22 protein-coding genes and 1 pseudogene are annotated in these 20,986 nt (G+C 41.3%); 18 read left to right on the top strand and 5 right to left on the bottom strand.

Annotated elements, in window-relative coordinates; genetic code table 11:
* Positions 1–16: 16 nt before the first annotated feature.
* Together trxA and OS173_RS10785 are read right to left on the bottom strand one after the other, a co-directional pair.
* Positions 17–343 carry a thioredoxin TrxA gene (gene trxA / locus OS173_RS10790; protein WP_267184297.1) on the bottom strand — a complete coding sequence of 109 codons (327 nt, stop codon included), beginning with the start codon at positions 341–343 and terminating at the stop codon, positions 17–19.
* Positions 344–393: 50 nt separating this feature from the next.
* Positions 394–1,125: a helix-turn-helix domain-containing protein gene (locus OS173_RS10785; protein ID WP_267184296.1), complete on the bottom strand. Its 732-nt coding sequence runs from the start codon at positions 1,123–1,125 to the stop codon at positions 394–396.
* A gap of 115 nt (positions 1,126–1,240) precedes the next feature.
* Here OS173_RS10785 and ccoN point away from each other — a divergent pair, with 115 nt between their 5' ends.
* The 18 genes from ccoN (at position 1,241) to OS173_RS10695 (ending at position 18,151) form a co-directional block, all read left to right on the top strand.
* Positions 1,241–2,659, top strand: coding sequence for a cytochrome-c oxidase, cbb3-type subunit I (gene ccoN, locus OS173_RS10780; protein WP_267184295.1), 1,419 nt, complete (start codon positions 1,241–1,243; stop codon positions 2,657–2,659).
* On the top strand, positions 2,656–3,270 hold the full coding sequence (gene ccoO / locus OS173_RS10775) for a cytochrome-c oxidase, cbb3-type subunit II (RefSeq protein WP_456085714.1): 615 nt from the start codon (positions 2,656–2,658) through the stop codon (positions 3,268–3,270). The genes ccoN and ccoO overlap by 4 nt, the downstream gene beginning before the upstream one ends.
* Positions 3,267–3,425, top strand: coding sequence for a cbb3-type cytochrome oxidase subunit 3 (locus OS173_RS10770; RefSeq protein WP_267184294.1), 159 nt, complete (start codon positions 3,267–3,269; stop codon positions 3,423–3,425). Before ccoO ends, OS173_RS10770 begins: the two co-directional genes overlap by 4 nt.
* Positions 3,418–4,302, top strand: a complete 885-nt coding sequence (gene ccoP, locus OS173_RS10765) for a cytochrome-c oxidase, cbb3-type subunit III (protein WP_267184293.1) — start codon at positions 3,418–3,420, stop codon at positions 4,300–4,302. The genes OS173_RS10770 and ccoP overlap by 8 nt, the downstream gene beginning before the upstream one ends.
* Positions 4,303–4,306: 4 nt before the next feature.
* Complete coding sequence (locus OS173_RS10760) at positions 4,307–4,621, top strand: hypothetical protein (protein ID WP_267184292.1); 315 nt, start codon at positions 4,307–4,309, stop codon at positions 4,619–4,621.
* Between the two features lie 23 nt (positions 4,622–4,644).
* Entirely contained in the window at positions 4,645–6,030 is a 1,386-nt protein-coding gene (gene ccoG / locus OS173_RS10755; protein WP_267184291.1) for a cytochrome c oxidase accessory protein CcoG, read from the top strand.
* On the top strand, positions 6,027–6,206 hold the full coding sequence (locus tag OS173_RS10750) for a FixH family protein (protein ID WP_267184290.1): 180 nt from the start codon (positions 6,027–6,029) through the stop codon (positions 6,204–6,206). Before ccoG ends, OS173_RS10750 begins: the two co-directional genes overlap by 4 nt.
* The gene (locus OS173_RS10745) at positions 6,207–8,597 is read left to right on the top strand and encodes a heavy metal translocating P-type ATPase (RefSeq protein ID WP_267184289.1); all 2,391 of its coding nucleotides are present in this window, start codon (positions 6,207–6,209) and stop codon (positions 8,595–8,597) included.
* A gap of 3 nt (positions 8,598–8,600) precedes the next feature.
* On the top strand, positions 8,601–8,834 hold the full coding sequence (gene ccoS, locus OS173_RS10740; RefSeq protein ID WP_267184288.1) for a cbb3-type cytochrome oxidase assembly protein CcoS: 234 nt from the start codon (positions 8,601–8,603) through the stop codon (positions 8,832–8,834).
* A 7-nt stretch (positions 8,835–8,841) separates the two neighbouring features.
* A complete protein-coding gene (locus OS173_RS10735; protein WP_267184287.1) occupies positions 8,842–9,552 on the top strand; it encodes a sulfite exporter TauE/SafE family protein in 711 nt (236 codons plus the stop codon).
* A gap of 151 nt (positions 9,553–9,703) precedes the next feature.
* Positions 9,704–10,369, top strand: coding sequence for an ABC transporter ATP-binding protein (locus tag OS173_RS10730; protein WP_267184286.1), 666 nt, complete (start codon positions 9,704–9,706; stop codon positions 10,367–10,369).
* Positions 10,366–11,307, top strand: a complete 942-nt coding sequence (locus OS173_RS10725; RefSeq protein ID WP_267184285.1) for an HlyD family secretion protein — start codon at positions 10,366–10,368, stop codon at positions 11,305–11,307. Before OS173_RS10730 ends, OS173_RS10725 begins: the two co-directional genes overlap by 4 nt.
* Positions 11,304–12,275, top strand: a complete 972-nt coding sequence (locus tag OS173_RS10720) for an HlyD family secretion protein (RefSeq protein WP_267184284.1) — start codon at positions 11,304–11,306, stop codon at positions 12,273–12,275. The genes OS173_RS10725 and OS173_RS10720 overlap by 4 nt, the downstream gene beginning before the upstream one ends.
* Entirely contained in the window at positions 12,272–13,471 is a 1,200-nt protein-coding gene (locus tag OS173_RS10715; protein WP_267184283.1) for an efflux RND transporter periplasmic adaptor subunit, read from the top strand. The genes OS173_RS10720 and OS173_RS10715 overlap by 4 nt, the downstream gene beginning before the upstream one ends.
* Positions 13,468–14,709 (top strand): ABC transporter permease, encoded by a 1,242-nt coding sequence (locus tag OS173_RS10710; RefSeq protein ID WP_267184282.1) that lies wholly within the window; start codon positions 13,468–13,470, stop codon positions 14,707–14,709. The genes OS173_RS10715 and OS173_RS10710 overlap by 4 nt, the downstream gene beginning before the upstream one ends.
* Positions 14,710–14,834: 125 nt before the next feature.
* Positions 14,835–16,475 (top strand): hypothetical protein, encoded by a 1,641-nt coding sequence (locus OS173_RS10705; RefSeq protein ID WP_267184281.1) that lies wholly within the window; start codon positions 14,835–14,837, stop codon positions 16,473–16,475.
* 295 nt (positions 16,476–16,770) lie between these two features.
* Positions 16,771–17,451 (top strand): alpha/beta fold hydrolase, encoded by a 681-nt coding sequence (locus tag OS173_RS10700; RefSeq protein WP_267184280.1) that lies wholly within the window; start codon positions 16,771–16,773, stop codon positions 17,449–17,451.
* Between the two features lie 148 nt (positions 17,452–17,599).
* Entirely contained in the window at positions 17,600–18,151 is a 552-nt protein-coding gene (locus OS173_RS10695) for a hypothetical protein (RefSeq protein ID WP_267184279.1), read from the top strand.
* A 25-nt stretch (positions 18,152–18,176) separates the two neighbouring features.
* Here the strand turns inward: OS173_RS10695 and OS173_RS10690 are convergent, their stop codons facing one another.
* The 3 genes and pseudogenes from OS173_RS10690 to OS173_RS10680 form a co-directional block, all read right to left on the bottom strand.
* A complete protein-coding gene (locus tag OS173_RS10690; RefSeq protein ID WP_267184278.1) occupies positions 18,177–19,784 on the bottom strand; it encodes a tetratricopeptide repeat protein in 1,608 nt (535 codons plus the stop codon).
* Between the two features lie 412 nt (positions 19,785–20,196).
* Positions 20,197–20,673, bottom strand: coding sequence for a hypothetical protein (locus OS173_RS10685; protein WP_267184277.1), 477 nt, complete (start codon positions 20,671–20,673; stop codon positions 20,197–20,199).
* 186 nt (positions 20,674–20,859) lie between these two features.
* Positions 20,860–20,986, bottom strand: a pseudogene (locus OS173_RS10680) (IS982 family transposase); the annotation flags it as partial.

Genomic DNA, 20,986 nt, shown 5'->3' with positions numbered 1-20,986 from the left:
GGCATTTGAACAGTTTTTAGCTGATGTGTTTCTTTAAAAAGTCCATTAACTGACCTTTTGATACAGCGCCAACATGCTGATCAATGACTTCACCATTTTTGAAAACCATTAAGGTAGGGATACCACGAATCCCCATTTTGACCGGGGTGTCTTTATTGTCTTCGATATTTAATTTTGCCACTTTGACCTGGCCGTCAAGTTCTTCTGCCACCTCTTCCAAAACCGGTGCAATCATGCGGCAAGGACCGCACCATTCTGCCCAGTAATCCATTAATACCGGTGTTTCTGAGTTGGTAACTTCAGCGAAGTTATCGTCTGTGGCGGTAATGATTTTGTCGCTCATAAGCGTGTCTCCTATTAAATTCAGCTGTTTAATTTTGGGGTTAATTATTTTTATTCAATGATTTGTTTAAATTTTGCCATATCCAAAATGGTGATTTGTTGATTGGTTAATGCCATAATTTCTTGTTTTTTTAATTTTGAGAAGGTTCTGCTTAAGGTTTCTTCTGCCAGGCCTAAAAAGTTGGCTAAATCCCGTTGCGAAATCTGGAAAGGGAATTGTTTGGCAGAAAAACCGCGTGAATAATATAAGTCTGAGACTTCTTGAATAAAATCAACCAATTTTTGTTGTGCTGTGTATTCTGAATGAGTCACCTCAAACTGAAATATTTTAGCGCTCATCATTTTCATCAAACGATTTTGGATGTCGCGGTGTTTCATCGCCAATTCCTGCAGCGGATAAAAGGGAATCACGCAGTAAGAGCCCGAGCTTATGGCGCGGACAGTGGTTTTATACTTGCCGCCGTGAATACCGTCAAAACCCATAATTTGACCGGGAATAAATATATCGACAATCCGTTCTTCGCCTTGTTGGGTGATGTAGACTGATTTAAACATGCCAGAATGAACCGTATATAAATTTTGAAAGGTTTGGTCGTTTTCATAGACGGTTTGACCCTTTTCAACCATAATGTGGGCATCAATAATGGTCTCGATGGCAGCAATTTCATTGGATTGAATTCTGACCCGTCGGTTGTCAACAATGCGGGTACATAACTCACAGTCTCCACAATTGCTGACAGATTGGTTAAAATGGGTGCCACTTGAGGTTTTTTGATTAAACATATCGAAAGTCTTATACTGCAGAGTGTAGGAAACTTGACAAATGTCAATATTAACATTGTTGGAAGGAAATTATAATTCCGCATATAAATTAAATGGGAAATAAACAGCAAACATCATGACTGAATTTAATGAAAAGGTAATTAAGCAGTTTACCATTGCCACCATTTTTTGGGGCATTATTGGTATGCTTGTAGGGGTTTTTATTGCGGCACAGTTGGCTTGGCCGGCGCTCAATTTTGACATTCCATGGTTAACTTACAGCCGTTTACGTCCGTTACACACCAACGCAGTTATTTTCGCTTTTGGTGGTAACGCATTGATTGGTACTTCGCTGTATGTGGCGATGAAAACCTGTCAGGTGAAGTTATTCTCTGAAAAATTAGCAACCCTGACCTTTTGGTTATACCAGCTGGTGATTGTAGGTGCGGTTTTTACGTTACCTTTCGGTTTCACCCAAAGTAAAGAGTATGCGGAGCTGATTTGGCCATTGGATGTGCTGTTGACCATCGTTTGGGTGATGTATGCAGTGGTTTATTTTGGTACCCTGGCAACCCGTAAAGTGAAACATATTTATGTGGCTAACTGGTTCTATGCCGCCTTTATCATTACCATTGCTCTGTTGCACATTGTTAATAACCTGGCGATTCCGGTTAACTGGCATTTGTCTTATCCTGTCTTCTCCGGTGCTGTGGATGCCTTAACCCAGTGGTGGTATGGTCATAATGCGGTGGGCTTTTTCCTAACTGCCGGTTTCTTAGGTATGATGTATTACTTCGTTCCCAAGCAAGCGCAACGTCCGGTGTATTCCTATCGATTATCTATCGTTCACTTTTGGGCGTTGATTTCGACTTATATGTGGGCCGGACCTCACCATTTGCATTACACCTCGTTACCGGATTGGGCACAATCATTGGGCATGGTGTTTTCCTTGATTCTGTTTGCTCCATCATGGGGCGGTATGATTAACGGCATCATGACAATTTCCGGTGCCTGGGAAAAATTACGTTCAGATCCGATTATTAAAATGATGATTGTGGCGTTGTCGTTCTACGGCATGAGTACTTTTGAAGGGCCGATGATGTCCATTAAAACGGTTAATGCCTTATCGCATTACACCGATTGGACCGTAGGTCATGTACATTCAGGTGCATTGGGCTGGGTAGCCATGATGACCATGGGTTCATTGTATACACTGACTCCGCGACTTTGGGGACGAGAACGGATGTACTCTGTGCAATTAATCAATACCCATTTCTGGGTGGCGACTTTAGGAATCGTGCTGTATATCGCGTCCATGTGGATTGCCGGTGTTATGCAAGGTTTAATGTGGCGTGAAGTGGATGCCAGTGGTTCTTTGGTGTATACCCATGTGGAAAGTATTAAAGCCACATACCCCTATTACATTATTCGATTTTTAGGTGGTGTTTTGTTCTTAGTCGGTATTTTTATTCAGGCTTATAACACCTGGAAAACAATCAAAGGTGAAGTCAGAGATGAGGAAAGCATGGTTGAAGTGGTTGGAGAAAAAGCATGATTAAGCATGAGAAAGTAGAAAGAAATGTCGGCCTGTTAGGGGTATTGATTGCAATCGTAATTAGCTTCTCAGCCATCATTGAAATCATTCCCTTGTTTTCACAAGCCAGTGTGGTTGAGCCGGTGGAAGGCATGAAGCCTCGAAATGCTTTACAACTGGCGGGACAAAATATCTACGTGGCTGAAGGTTGTTATAACTGTCATTCACAACAGATTCGACCCTTTGTGGATGAAACTTTGCGTTACGGTCATTATTCATTGGCCGGTGAGTCTGTTTATGACCGGCCCCATCAGTGGGGTTCAAAACGGACCGGGCCAGATTTGGCGCGAGTGGGTGGTCGTTACTCAGATGAATGGCACGAAATCCATTTAATCGATCCACGGGCCTTGGTGCCTGAATCTAATATGCCTGGTTATCCTTGGTTGGCCGAAACACCTGTGGATGTTGAACAAACATACAAAAGCATGAAAGTGTTGCGTATGTTAGGCCATCCTTACAGTGATGAGGATTTGGCCGGTGTGGCTGACGCTTTGGCGGATAAAACAGATCTGGATGCGTTGGTGGCCTATCTACAGAATTTAGGGACAGCGGTGTCGCGGAGATACCAATGATTAGTGGCTTAATGACCGCCTTATTGCTTATTATTTTTATTGGCATTGTGTTGTGGGCTTATAGTAAAAAAAACAAAGATACCTTTAAAGATCTGTCTCAAATGGCTTTAGATGAAGAAGATCGGGTAAAAACTGAGGAGAAAAAAGATGAGTAATTTTTGGCATTGGACCGTCATTATTGTGGTTGCTTTACACATCGTTGCCTATTGCTGGTTACTTTTTGCAACAGCCAAGAAAAAAACCGATAAGCTCGCTGATAATACCACCGGTCACGTCTGGGATGATGATATTACTGAGTTAGATAACCCCATGCCACGATGGTGGTTATGGCTGTTTGTCGGTACCATTATCTTTTCAGTGATTTATTTAATTCTGTATCCGGGTATGGGTAATTACAAAGGCACCAAAGAATGGACGCAATTAGGTGAGTTCCAGGCAGCTTACCAGGAAGTGGTGGAAGCGCGTGAGGAAACCTACGCAGCCTTCATTAATAAACCGGTAGATGAAATCATTAAAGATGATACCGCGATGTTACTCGGGCAGCGTATTTACGCCAATAATTGTGCACAATGTCATGCCTCAGATGCCAAAGGTGGTTACGGCTACCCGAACTTAACTGACAATGATTGGAAGTGGGGTGGTGAGTTTGAAACCATTATACAAAGCATCACCAATGGCCGTACCGGCATTATGACACCCTGGGCAGGTCCTTTGGGTGAAGAAGGTGTGCAACAAGTGGCTGCTTATGTTCGAAGCTTATCAGGTATTGAACATGATGCTGCCTTAGCAGAAGCAGGTGCCCCTAAATTTCAGATGTTTTGTACAGCCTGTCATGGTCCTGAGGGCAAAGGTAATCAGATGCTCGGTGCACCTAATTTAACCGATGACAATTGGCTGTATGGTTCTCATGAAATCATCGAAACCGCGCTTTATGAAGGACTGCAGGGTCATATGCCGCCTCAAAATGAAGTGCTGGATGAGCATCGTATTAAGTTGGTGGCCGCCTATGTTTATTCTTTAAGCAGGAAATAAAACCATGCCAACGCAGCCAATCACAGCCAACAAAGACTTTAATGAGCGTCAAATTAAACGTATTTTTTATCGTCGCTTAGGCATAGCTATTTGGGTTTCCTTTTTGGTGGCGGCGGTGCAATCAGTGGTGTTTTTTGCACAATTTGATCCGGCTTATTTGAATGAAATTGCCAGCATCACCATCAGCATTGGTCGCTGGCAAGGCTATGCCTTAGGTTTTGTGTTCTTTTGGGGTTTTAATTTTATCACCGGCTTATTTTGTGGTGTTATTATGGCCATGCCTCGCACTAAATTAGCGCAAAGAACCGCCCACAAATAAATGCAAGAATAAATACATAAAATATGTCAACAAATGAAACCAAACCGGTTGAGCTAAAACTTTATAAAGCCCACGAGAAAGTCTATCCAAGAGAAACCAAGGGTCGTTTTCAGTTTAAGCGAAAATTAGCGGTTTTTGTTTTGCTGGGATTGTTTTATTTTCTGCCTTGGTTAGATTGGGGTGGTCATCAGGCGGTGTTATTTGATTTGCCGGCTCGACGATTCTATATTTTTGGTATTACCCTGTGGCCGCAAGATTTTATCTTTTTGGCTTTGATGCTCATTATAGCTGCGTTCTCGCTGTTTTTCTTCACCGCTTTGGCCGGTCGTTTGTGGTGTGGCTTTGCTTGCCCACAAACCGTCTGGACCGAAGTCTTTATCTGGATGGAGCAACTCACCGAAGGTAATCGCAATAAACGCATGAAGCTGGATAAAGGGCCATGGAATTTTAATAAAATCTGGCGAAAAACGGCAAAACAGGCAATGTGGATTACCTTTGCATTGTGGACCGGTTTTACTTTTGTTGGGTTTTTTACGCCGATTAAAGAATTGGCGGTGGGTGTTTGGACCTGGAATTTAGGTCCATGGGAAACCTTTTGGATGTTCTTTTATGGCTTTGCCACCTATGGTAATGCCGGTTTTCTGCGTGAGCAAGTCTGCCTTTACATGTGTCCCTATGCCCGTTTTCAAGGCGCCATGTTTGATAAAGAGACCCTCATTATTTCTTATGATGTGGCCCGTGGTGAACCCAGAATGCGTGGTAAAACCCGACGTGAGGCGGAAAATCCCGGTGACTGTATTGATTGCACCATGTGTGTTCAGGTGTGCCCGACAGGGATTGATATACGGGACGGCCTACAATATGAATGCATTGCCTGCGCAGCTTGTATCGATGCCTGTGATGAAGTGATGGAGACGGTTGGATTGCCGAAAGGTTTAATTCGTTACACCACTGAAAATAGTTTGGCAGGCAAGGAGTCAAGGGTTTTTCGACCCCGTATTATTATTTACGGCATTATTTTAACCCTGTTATTAAGTGCATTTGGTTATGCCCTGTTTTCTCGAAGCACCATTGATGCCAATGTGATACCTGATCGCAATAGTTTTTACCGCATTGTTGATGCTAAACGAATTGAAAATGTTTATAACTTAAAAATTATGAATAAGGGTCCGGTTACTGCTCAGTATCAGGTAACAGCCACCGGTTTAGACGGCTTAAAAGTTGATTTTGAAACTGAAGATGGTTTGACGGCAGAACCCGGTGAACTTATCAGTGTGCCTATCCGTATTCGTGCTGATAGAGCTGTGGCCAATAAAAAGATTCACACCATTAAGGTCATTGTGAATGAGGTTGATAACCCCAATAATAGCAGTACCGAAACGGTTAAATATTTTGGATATGACAAATGAGTAAAAATCCCACAGAGTTCAAACCCGCACCTTGGTATAAACATGCCTGGGTTTGGTTTATCATCGCCCTACCGGCGTCCGCTGTTGTTGCCAGTTTGTATACGGTTTACATGGCCTATCAACACCCCCCACAAGTGATTGCCAAGCAAAACAAATTTCAGCTTAAAAACGATTAAATGTCTATCACAACCTCACACTGTTTTCATTGTGGGGAACCGGTGCCCGACAACTGCCGTCTAACCGCCACCATTGATGGTGTTGAACAGCCCATGTGTTGTATCGGTTGTCAGGCGGTGGCCCGTTTTCTGGCGGATGAATCTCACGATGATTTTTATCAATACCGTGATGGCAAAAGACCGGGTGTGCAAGTCGATAGTGATGGCCAATCATGGTCACATTTAGATGAGCCTGCAGTCTTTGACCGTTTAACCCAAGAAACCGGCAATAATCTTCGGCAAGTCACGATAAAAATTGAGGGCATGTATTGCAGTGCTTGTGGCTGGCTGATTCAAAAAGTTTTACTGGATTTGCCCGGTGTTGAGGATTTACACATAAACAGTGTCACCCAAAATATGCGCGTTGAGTTTGATCCGTCCCAGCTGTCGCTTAGTGAACTGTTCTCACAGATAACACGTTTGGGTTATAGACCGATGTACCAACAAGACACCGCCCATCAAGCTGATATTGCCCGTAAAAAGCAGCTCAGACAAATCGCTGTGGCCGGTTTCGGCATGATGTTTATCATGACTTTGGCGGTGCCTTTATATAATCCGGAGTCAATGGCGCAAGATCCTGACATCGGTCAGTTTTTTCGCTTAATTAGCCTGCTAATTGCCACAGTTGTTTACTTTTATGCGGGACAAAGCTTTGTCCGCAATGCTTGGCGCGATATTACAAACCGCCATTTGGGTATGGATGTGCCGGTGGCACTGTCCATCAGCATCGCTTATTTTGTCAGTGTTTATATTAGTTTTACTGATCATGGTCATGTCTATTTTGATTCCATGGCAATGTTTATCTTTTTCTTGTTATTAGGCCGGTTTGTGGAATCAGCGGTGAAGCACAAAGGTATGGATGTGCGATCGGCGCTGAATGCCTTAATTCCGGTCAGCGCTTTGCGAATAGCTAAAGATCGGACAGAGCAGATTCCGGTCGATCAAGTTAAGAAGGGAGATTGGCTACTCATAAAATCACAACAAGTGGTGCCTTGCGATGGTGAGATTAAACAAGGACAGGGTCGTTTTGATGAGTCGTTATTAACCGGAGAATCGACACCGGTTAAAAAAACCAAGGGTGATACTGTGTATGCCGGATCGCGGTTACTTAATGAAGAAGTCATCATTGAGACCACCGTTAATAACCAAAATACATTTTTAGCTAAATTAGCTGACTTGATGGAGCTGGCGCAAAGCAAAAAACCTAAAACCTTACAGACTGTTGATCGCATTGCCGGCTATTTTGTTGCTGTGGTGTTATTGTTGGCGGTGGTCACCGGATTTTGGTATTTGCAACACCAGCCAGAATTGGTGCTGCCGGTGGTTCTTTCAGTATTGATTGCGACCTGTCCTTGTGCTTTGTCACTGGCGACCCCGACGGCGCTAACCGCCGGAGGCATCAAACTGTTACAACAAGGTGTTTTGGTCAACAACACTGAGGCATTACAACAATTACCACGAAGTCAATATTGGTTCTTTGACAAGACCGGTACCCTCACAGAAGATCAATTGGTGGTTGCAGCGATTCATCGCTATGGTCAAAACGACCAACTGGAAGACATTGCTTCCGGTTTACAACGCATCAGTAATCACCCACTGGCCAGTGCATTTCGACAGCACCAATCGGTGGCAGTTGACGATGCCCAAGAATTAACCGGCCGCGGTGTTCAGGGTACGGTTTCAGGTCGCTTGTGGCGCATGGGTAGTTTTGAATGGTTACAATCTGTTGGTGTCAAAAATCTTAAGCCGGCACCGGTAGAATCCGGACAAACCGTGGTTTACATAGCCTGTGAAACAACTGTTGAAGCGGCTTTTGCCTTGGCAGCTAAACCAAGACAAGGTGCGCAGGTATTGATTCAATGGCTGAAAAGCCAGCACCGCGAATTGGCCATCATCAGTGGCGACCAGGCCGATACAGTGTCCGCTTGGGCGGCACAGTTGGGTATCGAGAAGCACCAAGGTAATATGCAAGCCCAAGATAAAATAAAAGCCATTGAACAGGTCCAACAACAAGGGAATCAATGTGTTATGGTGGGTGATGGTGTGAATGATGCACCGGTGTTATCTCAGGCAGATGTCTCCATTAGTTTAAAACAAGGCGCTCATTTAGCCCATTCTGCCTCTGACTTAATTATTTTGGGACGTTCATTGGCACCGATTGAACAGGCCGTCAATACCGCCAAAAAATCACAACGCATCATCAAGCAAAATTTATTCTGGGCCTTGTTATATAATGGTTCGGTGACACCGGTGGCGATGATGGGACTGCTGGCACCTTGGATGGCGGCCATTGGTATGTCGCTTAGCTCATTGTTGGTGGTGCTTAATTCAAGACGGATAATGCGGAATTAACAGATGAATATGATTTTTGTTTTGGTGTTGTTATCACTGCTGTTAGCGGTGGCTGCTGTGTGGGCAATTCATTGGGCGATTAGTAAGAATCAATTTGATGATTTAGACTCGCCGGCTTATTCTATTCTGGAAGATGATACACCGGCTGATCGTTACCAGAGACGCCAACAGCAATCTGCCAACCCACAACATGATACGCAGAAATCAACTGATAATGAACAGGAAGATGCGCAGTAATTAATCGATGTCATTTCTCACCCCACTGATAATTGGATTTTTTTCGGGTTTCCATTGTATTGCCATGTGTGGCGGTTTATGCGCTGCTTTGTGTCACAAGCAAAATAATAATCAGGTACTCATTACTAATTTAGGTCGTGTGGCCACTTACACTATACTGGGTGTCGTATTTGCCGGGTTGGTACAAGGTGCCAGTTTATCGATACCGGTGGTTGCTTGGGGGTTTTGGTTACGCATGATTATGGGTGTCATGCTGGTATTAACAGCGGTGGCTTTATTCTTTAAAAATCACCGTTTACTGACCATTCAAAAACCCTTGCCCGGATGGTCTAAGGTTTCGCTTAAGTTAAAACAATTACAAAACAAACATAACAGCAGTGCTTCTTTTATCAAGGGTATGTTGTGGGGCTTAATTCCATGTGGTTTACTGTATGGCATGCTGATTATTGCCGCCACCACTGCCAATGCATTAAGTGGTATGCAGTTTATGCTGTTTTTTGGTTTAGGTACGATATTACCGTTATTGGCATCCCAGTGGGCGATTCGTAAAATGATGGAGCGGGGGTCGATGGCATTTTGGCGTCGAACTGCGGCAGTCTTTATTTTTATTATTGGCCTATGGGTATTGTTGGCACCTTGGATCTCTCATGGATTAATTCCAGCCGATAATCCCTACTTTTATCAGCTCAGTGCCGTTCTTGATATGTGTATCCCTTAAATAGTCGGGCACTTTTTACATTCATCCCTGTCTATGACAGATAAATTAAAAAAATGTTAAATACCAAGTGCATTTGGTACCTTTGACCTATTAATATTCACAAGTAACACTTTATAATAACCAACAAAATTACCCATTTAAATAAACGCCGATGATAAAACTGGAACAAATATCAAAGATTTATAAAACCCAAGGAGAAACCATCCGCGCTTTAGATGAAGTGGATTTAAGCATAAAAGAAGGTGAGTTTGTCGCCATTATGGGGCGTTCCGGATCCGGTAAATCCACCATGCTGAATATATTAGGATGTATGGATAAGCCGAGTTCAGGTAAGTATTGGTTGGCGGGACAAGATGTCAGTGTTCTTGATGACGATGCCTTATCAAAAATCCGCAATGAATACATTGGTTTTGTGTTTCAAGGATTTCATTTATTACCACGGCTATCGGCATTAGAAAATGTACTGGTGCCTTTGCGTTTTTCGAGCGCGGAAAAACAACAAAACGGTATTGAACGCGCCAAAGAATTACTAACAAAAGTCGGTTTAGGTGATCGTATTCATCACCAGTCCAATGAAATGTCAGGTGGTCAAATTCAGCGAGTGGCCATCGCCCGTTCCCTTATTAACAACCCTGCCGTGTTGTTAGCAGATGAGCCCACCGGTAATTTAGACAGTGCCATTTCACAACAAATCATCGATTTATTAATTGATCTCAACCAGCAAGGTCAAACCATTGTGATGGTTACTCATGAACCTGATATTGCCGAAAATGCTGGGCGTACCATTGAATTTTTAGACGGAAAGATTGTGTCATGAAAATGATTATTATGATGGCTTTATTGATGACCAGTATACCGGCTTCGACGCTGATGCTGACGGGTGAAGTGGAATCCAGCCAAACCCAGCAAGTAACCATGCCGATGGTGCGAAGTTGGCGTGCCGAAATAGCCGACTTGGTCACTGAAGGCAGTCGCGTCGAAGTGGGTGACTTCATTGCGCGCATTGATGGCAGTGATTTGGATGCCACCATTGAAGCACAAAAGGAAGCTTTAGATGTTTATCAAGCCAGCTCAAAGCGCGATATGATTCAGTTAAGAATTGATGTCAATAATGCTAAATTGGCTTATGAAAAAGCCAAAGTAGATCATAAAGTGGCCAGTTTAAAAGCCGGTGTGCCCATAAGCTTTATTGGCGAACTTGAATACAAGCAGCGTCAGTTAACCTTAAAGCAAATCAGTAAAACGCTGGTTGATAATGAAAAAAAACTGGCTTCTTTAAAGCTCCGTGAACAAGAAAAGCGAATAGAAATTGAATTGGGTCTGCAACAAAAAAAACAGCAGCTGGCTTATTGGCAAGAACGTTTAGAAGGTTTAACCATAACAGCCAACCAAGCTGGTTATGTGATTCACGCCACCCAGCCCATGAGTGGTAGTAAATACCAAATCGGTGATCAGGTACGAACCGGTGAAGTGATTGTTAAAGTATCAAAAGTCACTGATATGCAGGTTAAAACTTGGGTGAATGCCATTGACTTGCCAAAGGTTAAAAAAAATCAACCGGTTAGGGTACGTTTTGATGCTTTACCGAGTGTCGAGTTAAACGGTGAAATTATTGCCATATCTGCCGGAGGCCATGATAAAAAAAATTGGGGTAGCGGACTTTACTATGAAATCACGGTCGATTTAGAAAACAGTGATGAGGTGGATTTGTTACCTGGTATGAGTGCCTTAGTTTATACCGAGGAAGCATCATGATGAGGACTTTGTTGCAATACTTAATTTTTATGGCAATGGGTTTTTTTGGGTTGCAATCAGCAGCAGTTCAAGCCCAAACTATCAGCACCTCAGGACAACTGGTTGCGGTTGAAAAGGACAGTTATTCACCACCCAACGTGCGACGAATTTGGCGTTATACCATTGCATTTATGGCAGATGATGGCAGTCAAGTGAATCCCGGGCAACCAATATTGATGTTTAAGACCGATGAGATTCAAGAACAGCTGATGGATAAGCAAGGTGAACTCAGCATAAAACAAAGCGAATTAAAAAATAAAATATCCACAAAAGTAGAAACCCTGGCAGATAAAGCCCTGGCGGTTGAAGAGACCAAAATGAATCTGGATAAAGCCAAACGCAAAGCGGATTTACCACAAAATGTGATTGCCAAGAACGATTATGAAGAGAATCAGCTTAATTATGAATTGGCTAAATTACAATACCAACATGCTCAGGATGATTTGCGTTTAAATGAAGAAAAAATCGACACCGAAATAGATATCCTCAACGCCAACATTACCAAGTTAAAAGCCGATGTGGCAGAGCTTCAAGAGTCCATGTCAAGTATGAGAATTATGGCTAAAAGGCGCGGTATCATCATTCATCAAACTGATCATGGCAATAATAAATATGCCATTGGTGATCAGGTTTGGGGTGGTGCTCGGGTAATTGAAGTGGCTGATATGGATAATATTATTGCGCAATTGGAGGTTAAAGAAAATGACGTGTCACGAGTTAAAGTGGGTCAGAAAGTAACATTTAATATGGATGCTTATCCAGACCTTGAGTTTTCCGGTCGCATTTTCGAATTATCAAAAGTGGTTCGCACCAAATCGCAAAACCAACCCTCTAAAATATTAGATGCTAAAGTCAAAATTAATGACCCGGATAAATCCATTATGCGCCCAAATATGAGCATTAAAGCAAAAATTATAGACGAATCATGAAAAATATAGCGCTCATTTTTATCACTTTACTCATCACTGGGTGTGACACACAGCCCAAAGAAACAAGTCAAATACCTACTTTGGTTTTACAAAAACAACCGGTGGAGTTGATCGTTAGAGCCGCCGGCGAACTGGAAGCCACCCAATCAACGCCTTTGACGGTACCGGCCGGATCTCGACGACCGCAAACCCTGGCTTGGATTTTGCCGCAATTTTCGGAAGTTAAAAAAGGTGATGTGGTGGCGCGTTTTGATGGCACTGATTTTCAGCTTGAGCTGGATGAAACCGCTTATGAACTTGAGAAATTAAGATACGCCATGCTTGATAAAGAACGAGAAATTGATAACACCCAATTCTCTTTTAATACCGAATCTCAGGTGGTGGATTATGAGTATGAATTGGCCAAGCAGTTTAATATCAATGATCCTTTACTTTATACCAAAATCGAGATTATTGAAGCCGGTGATAATGAAGAATTTCTTAAAGCCAAGACTCAGCACATCGAGAAGGTCAGTGAAAACTTTGAAGAGAAATCCGCCACCGAACTGGGCGTTTTAGAAAGTTCAAAAGCAGTCCAAGAAGCCAAAAAAGAAGTTAATCAGGCGAGTTTGAGTGCCCTTGAAGTGGTGGCACCTCATGATGGCTTGTTGGTATTGCAAGCCAGCTGGGATGGCACCATGCCGGAACCGGGTAAGGCAGTTTTCCCGGGTACTAAATTAGGCGCACTGCCGGATTTATCGAAAATGCAGGCCCTGGTTTATGTGCCAGAAATAGAGGCCATTGGCATTAAGCCTGAACAACCGGTTAAACTGAGCTTAGATGCCTATCCTAACGAGACCTTTACTGGTGTCGTAGAGTCGCTTAGTCAAACGGCTCAACCCCGTGAACGTGACAATCCGGTGAAATATTTTACCATCACGGTGGCATTGGATGGTCATGATGAACGCTTTCGTCCGGCGCAACGGTTAGCGGCTGACATTAAAGTTGCCACCGCAGATCACGCCATAGCGGTGCCTATTTTAGCGATTTCACGCGATCAAGATAAATCCTGGGTCCAAGTACAACGGGGCAACAAGTTTGAACGACAACAAATCACCACCCGATTTTGTAGTGCCGCTCTTTGTATTATTGAAAGTGGATTAAATGATGGTGATGTCATCGCTTTGACTGAGCCCACGCAAGAGGTTGCTTTATGAATTCCATATTAATTAATTTGCGTCATGCGCTGGCAGAAATGATGCACCATAAGTTGCGTACCTTGCTGACATTGTTGGGTATGGTTTTTGGGGTTGGTGCGGTTATCGCCATGTTGAGCATTGGTGAAGGTGCACAGGCGGAAGCCACCCGGTTAATTGAAAAAATGGGTCTGCGTAATTTGGTGATTGAAGAAAAACAACTCGACATGGAAACCTTAAAAGAGATGCGTGAAGACTCCCTGGGTTTAAATATGAATGATATTTACGCACTACAAAAAAGCTTACCTTTTATAGAACAAACCTGTGGTGAAAAAACCATTAAAACCTGGAGTTTGTTTTCCAGCAACGGTAATTCCAATGGATCAGTAAAAGCCATTTCACCCAATTGTTTTGCCATGAGTAATTTACAGGTTGATGGTGGACGACTTTTCGGTGATGCGGAGAATCAAAGTTATGAACAGGTGGCTGTGATTGGTTCAGAAGTGGCCGCTGAACTGTTTCCCGATACCGAATCTGTGATTGGTGAGCGAATTAAAGTGAATCACTTATGGCTAACCATTATCGGTGTTTTACAAAAAGATGAATTGAGTAAAAATGAAATCCAAGGAATTAAACTGGGTGCTGAGCATAATCAGGTTTTTATTCCCATCGAAACCGCATTTAAACGACTTAAGTGGGACACTTTGGAGAGTCAGTTAGATACCATTCGCTTGGGATTAGACGACAGCATAAAGCCGCAGGTGGCTTCAGTGGCCATTGATCGTTTGTTAAAGCGTCGCCATGGCAATATTGATGATTATAATATTGTGGTGCCGGCCTCTTTACTGAATCAACAAAACCAAACCCAGCAAATTTTCACCATCGTCATGTCCAGCATCGCCGGTATTTCATTACTGGTTGGTGGCATTGGTATCATGAATATTATGTTGGCGACAGTATTGGAGAGAACCAAGGAAATTGGTCTGTTGCGTGCTTTGGGTGCCCGAAAAGTTGACATCAAAAATCAGTTTTTGATTGAAAGTGCCACCATCGCTGCGGTGGGTGCGGTGATTGGTATTGTCATGGGAATCATTTTGTCCTTTTTAATTCAATCATTTGCCGATTGGCCGGTGGCTTGGAGTTTATTTTCAATTGTGCTGGCTGTGGGCGTGTGTCTATTGACAGGTGTCGTGTTTGGTTACTATCCGGCGAAACAAGCCGCTGAATTAGACCCGATTCGGGCATTGCAGAAAAACTAAACCACTATCTCTCACAAATATTTGAAATATAACTGGAATGTGACCATCATGCAGAGTCTAATCGTATTTTTAGACTAAAATTAAATCATTCTGTTATATTTTTATTCAAAAATTTAAAATCAACAATGAAAAAAATAATTCTTTGTTTACTCTTTATTTCCGGTTGCAATCAAGAACAAACAACCAGCCCTGAAACCTACAATGAAGTTGAGTCTACAGGAAAGTTGGTGCCGGATTTTATTAAATCAGCACATTATTTCTCCTCAGCCTGGCCGATCACATTTTGGCAAGAGTTTGAAAAAGATGATGTTGCCGGAGAATTACAACAAATAAAAAATGATGGGTTTAATACCATTGTTTTGATTGTGCCGTGGCGTGGTTTTGAAATTGGTTTCGATAAAAATCAAACGCAATCGAATCAGATACTCTATGAGCGACTCGGTTTTGTATTAAATGGTATTGTTGAGAATGATTTAAGTTTTATCCTGCGATTAGGTTTTCCTCATTACCATATGCCTGATACCAAAACCTATGCGCTTGAACAGTGTATTGGGATTTATACCGATGGAAAAACTCAAAACCAGTGGGCTGACTATTTAGAAAAGATTAAGCAAACCATCACACCATTCCAGAAATCGTCTGCCGGTATCTTGGTCTCATGGGAAGACTTCTGGTGTCCGCATACTCTATTTCCTTCTTGGGATGAAGAAAAACGCCTTGAATTGGCACAATCCATGGGTTACGGCGACTGGCTGCAACAACAAAATCAAAATATAGTTAAAGTGCTGCTTCAACAAAATCATATTAATTTTAATCAAGTGAGGGTGCCGCAACCCGCCGATTTATCCTATGTTTTATATATGGATTTCATTGATCAAAAATTTGCTAAAGATGTCTTAAAACCAGCACAGTCGGTGTTTCCAAATGCTGCCATGGAGATCAGGGTAGATCAGCTGGGGGTTAAGCAGAATGATCAATATACCTGGATTGCGCATGACTTGCATTTAGAAGAAAAAAATCTAAGAGGCACCTACTGGGCACCCTTTTGGGGTGCGGAAAATAAAGGTGAGCTGATTTCCGCTGAACAAGCTTTAATGAATTTTGATTATCTGTTAAAAATGGTCACAAATAACGGTGAAAACACCCACCATGTGCTTGAACAGTTTAACTTCTATGACAACACAGTGCATTACCCCAACCATGCCAATATCATACCGGATGAAATTGGTGATTTTCTCTTGGCTGCGGGACCATTATTAAAAAAATACAGCAAAGGCTTTGGGGTGTGGGCCTATCGCGATTACCATGATAATGCCATTCTTAATGGTTCATTTGAGATGGGTACTCAAGGCTGGCTTATTGAAGGACAGACTGAAATAAAAACCAATCAGCAGGATCAAAGTTTGTACATGCAAGCAGGTAGTTCAATCACACAATCCTTGTTAGCTGATAAACGCTTTAAGTTACTGGAAAATTACCAAGACATTTCAATTTGTCTGGTGGCCGATGCAGCGACTGTTCTTGAGGTTAAGGTGGATGGCGTGATTCTCAAGGAGTGGCAAGTTCAGCCACAGCAAAGTTGCACTAAAGTTTCCGCTGATCCGTTTAGGCTAAACGCGTCTATTGACTTCAGCCTCACAGCCCAATCCCCTGTTTTAATTGATGAAATTAAATTGTTTGGATTCACCCAGGTTTTGGGTCTCTATGATGCAAATGGTAAACCGAGTAAACACATAGAAGTTTATCGAAAACTCAATGCCTTATAAACCCTAATATCATAATCAAAAACCCCTCCGGATAGTGCCTTGTAAGTATACGTTAAGTACTGCTGGCTTTGTTTTCGGTAGTTCTTAGGTTAATACCGGTGTGGCATGCTTTTGATGGCAGCGCATTTGTGACTGGGTTGATCGGTTAAATAAAAATTTCTTATGTTTACTTTATTCCAAAAAAACGACCAGTAGCAATAACAAAAATCTGACTGAAAATTAATCATATGTTTAAATAATATTGACACTTGTATAAAACGCGCATACGCTAATAAAAACAAAAGAGGAGAATTTTATGAAAAACGTTGTATTTATATTAAGTTGTTTTTTGACGTCAGTGGGTTTTGCAGCATGTCGTGATAACGTGGTATTGGTTCATGGCAATGGTGGAGATTCATCGGATTGGCAGAATACGTATTCTGAGTTACTCAATCGCGGTTATAGCGCAGCAGAAATTTATCGACCTGATTGGGGTAGTGCTTGTGTGGCGTGTAATAATCATTCTGGTCGTGAAGAAGTGCCGGTGGCCAATGCTTTATTGGATGCATTGGAAAATTCTTGTAGTGGAGATATTGATGTCATTGGGCACTCTATGGGTGTGACCTTAGCCATCAAAGAAATTATCGACTTAGGCTTGTCAAATAATGTCAACGAATTTGTAGGTATTGCTGGCGCAGTTCGTGGTTTACATAGTTGTGGATATTACCCTTATAATATGTACACATCCACTTGTGGTTATTGGGGCTTATCGATTGGTAGTCCGTTTTTAAACAGTATAAGAAATAAAACTTTTGCAAAACGCGTATATTCGATTAAAAGCTGGTCAGATCAAATTGTTTGCTACGGTGGTTGTACTGTCGGTGGCATTCATTCCTCTTCTATTTGGGGTGAAGAGGCGAGTTACAACTATTACTTGGGTCATTTTGGTTTACAGTCTGCTACGCAGGTGAAACAAGTTGATTTAATAATACCCTAAAATGCAATGTGTCAAACACCAACATGTTTCCTAAGTTATTGTAATTAAATATAAAAATATATTTTTTCCAGTTTGTTCCAGTTATTCAATGGAGACAATCACGATTGAAATGTATGATTATCTATATAAATATAATCTGGAGAATGACATGAAAAAAATTATTTTACTATTAATGACTTTAGGGTTTTCACCGGTTTATGGCCACGACTTTTTGACTGAAATACTGGTATATAATGATGATTACGAGGCCAATAATTATCACATAGCCGTAACCTTTGAGTTTGATGAGCAGGATTTATTAGATACGCTTGATTTGCAACAAGCTCAATTTGAAATGAAAACCTTAACTAAGCGCTCAGGAGCGAGTAATAAAGCGCAGGAATACAAGCAAGTAGGTAAAACCATTTGTGATTTTGAGTCAGATGCCATTGAAAAAACCTGTGGTGTATTTGACGATTTCTCTAAAGCACGTTCTGCCGCCATTAATAAATGTGATGCTTATGCTTCACTGTATTCATCGCAGTACAAAAATGGCTTAATTCCTCAGTACATTGGTCCAAACACGTTTACTGACGGTGTCAGTGCAACACAAAATCACCACACCGATTACAAATTAGCACATGGGTTACACTTTAACTGTGTCGGAGTGAAAATGAAAAAAGCCACTTATTCACAGGAATTAAAGAAAATAGCGTACTAAACAGTTAAACAGGACTTTATCGATATTAACTTTTAAGCGATAAAGTCCTGACCAACTCCATAATGTCATCCAAGTGCTGCTCTAAGGTTTTCCGGTCTTTTGTCGTCAAGTTTTTTTGACTAAGCACAAAGTGTCCTGTTTGAACCACATTTCGCCATCGCGGGTTTTCGGGGATTTTATCTAATGACAGATATTTATCCAGAGAGCGTGTTCGTAATGTGCCGTTGTCGATGGTTACTGTCCAGACTTTTGATTGTTCTGCTAATTCAATATGACTGGTTTGAGTTGTTTTTTCCCAAATTGTGAGGGTGTCAATAAGTGCTTCCACCAGAGCAATTTTTAGCTCTTCCTTGTGGTTTGTGGGATCGTCATCAGTGTCTTTCTTTTGGTTGGTTTGCAAAACCAGTAATTGCTGTTTATGGTAGCGAATTGATTGCTTTAATAAATCTTGTTCTTTTTTCTTTCTTTGCAGGTAAAAAATAAACAAGGCGGTAACAAAAAATAAAATAAGCCCGACAGCTAATGTCATATTAGTTAACTTTTGAAGCCTTTGTTGTTGTTGGCTGTTGGCTAATTCTTGGTTCAATAACTGTTGTTCTATTTTGTGAGTATCAATTTGATGTTGAATGGTTTTTAAGTCTGAGTCATATTTTTGCTGAAAAAACTGCGCGCGCATTTCATGGTACTGTTTGAAAATTTGTAAGGCTTTTTTTGGTTGACTGTTCTCTAGAATCTCAGCTTTTAATTTAAGTAAATCAGCCAACAGAATTGAGCCCGGTATTCGATCAGTGGCTTTGAGCCCTTGTTCAATGAGGACAAGGGCTTGTTCGAGCTGATTGTCTTGGGCATGCATTTGGGCTTGTAGTAAATGAAGTTGCGCTATAAATTCAGGGTTTGATTCGTTATTGATTAAAGTCTCAGCAGCAGTCGTTAATTGTTTTAGTGCTAAATAATTGTTATTTTGCCAATGCCAACGTGATAGGTTAATCAGTGCCCGTAAGTGTTCTGATTTGTTGGCTTTGGAAGCTAAGGAACTGACTATGTTTTGAGCATAGAACTCAGCTTCTTTGGTGTTACCGGCGGCGCCATGGGCTTTTGCTAAATCTTCGTAAATATGGGTAATGTCATTAAAAACCTGTTGATTAAACTGATCTTTTTTACTGTAGTCCAAATAATGTGCTAACGCTGATTCATAATATTTAACTGCTTGATTGGGTTGTTCTAAATATAAATTGATGAGACCAATGTTATTCAGAGTTTTGGCAATTTGATAGTCATTACCAATTTCCTGTTTTTGTAAGAGGCTGTTTTGAAAGTGTGACAACGCCTGTTTATAGCGCCCTAATTTCATTTCCGCTAAACCTAAATCATTATGGCTTTTACCTAACCAGATATTATTTGATTCTTTTTGTGCGATTTCATAGGCTGAATTTAAATGTTTTTTGGCTTGGGCATAATCGGCCGCAAAGTAAAATTTTTGGCCAACTTTTCGATACCAGTCATATTGGATAGCAATGTTGTTTATAAATTCAGGGTGTTTTTTGGCTTTAGCGATATAGTAGTCTTGTTTCTCAGGTGCTTGTAGGTGTTGTTGGATGGTCATTAAATTGAGAAGTATATTAAGTTCTGACAAGCTACCAGGAGTTACTGATTTGAGATCATTTAAACAGATAATCTCAGCTTTATGAAAATCGCCTAAATCATAACTTTTCTCACAATTGTCCGTGGTGGCGCGTGTTTCTATGGGAAACAAAACTAAGCCAAATAACATCAAAAATAAAAAGCAGCGCATACAATTCACACGTTTATATAGAAGATAAAACAGGGGTTAATAGAGACGCTGATCTATCTTCAATAATCATTATAAATAGCTTTAAAATAAGCCATTGTATCGATTGTTGATTTTTAAAACAGTGATTTGATAAAGAATTTTAATGGCTGGTTATTAATACTGGAGTCAGTTTAATGTGTTGTTTAAAGTCTTCTGCGTAAATAAATCAAGGGTAGAATTACTACCCTTGACCAATCAAGCTAAGTTTTGATGTTTATCTTTTTTCGATAACTCGCTCATATTCTGCGTTACCTTCTGTACCGGGCAATGGCTTAACGATTTTTAATTCGAATATTTCTTTATAGGGTGGTATTGAATAACACTTTTTACATTCGAAATTTAAACCCATATACAACTCATAGTTGTTCGTTGTATTGGTATATGTGAATGGGCCTGTAATTATAGTTGATACACTGCCTGCCCCTGTTACAACAGGGCCAAATGTCGGACCACCACCACCTTTATAAGTGCTGCAATAATTTGCTGCGGCATGTTGCGCTTGGTATCGTTCGGGATCATTATTTCCAGGCGGGACGATGATGTTTCCGGCTATGTTCTCGTTAACTGTGCCTGTCCAGTTTACTGTGGCAACATTAACGATGGTTCCACCATTACACCAGGTTTCTGCTGAGACGCTTCCGGCTATAAATACACTAAGGCCCAACATAAGTTTTAAAGATTTAATTTTCATAATTGTTCTCTCCTATTTATAAGTGACTTAATCATTAATGTCACTTCGGGGTTAAATTAAACATCTATATGATGTGGCTATTAAGATTATTTGCTGAACCACTTATAAGCCAGCCATAGCACAGGAAAGAACAGCTAAATAAGGAAAAAACTGGTTATGTTTTTATATAAGATACCCGTGGTGCATTTAGGCGATCTTGATTTTTAGGTTGTTAATATTCCTGTTTTCCAAATAATTTATCCATTGAATTATGGTCAGTGCAGTGATTTTTGCCATGATTCTGGTGGCGAACCCTTTAAATGTTTTTGCATAG

The sequence above is a fragment of the Marinicella gelatinilytica genome (assembly GCF_026410405.1).
Taxonomy (GTDB): Bacteria; Pseudomonadota; Gammaproteobacteria; order Xanthomonadales; family Marinicellaceae; genus Marinicella; species Marinicella gelatinilytica.
Note: the sequence above shows the minus strand (reverse complement) of the source record. Positions and strands in the feature narration are given on the sequence as shown.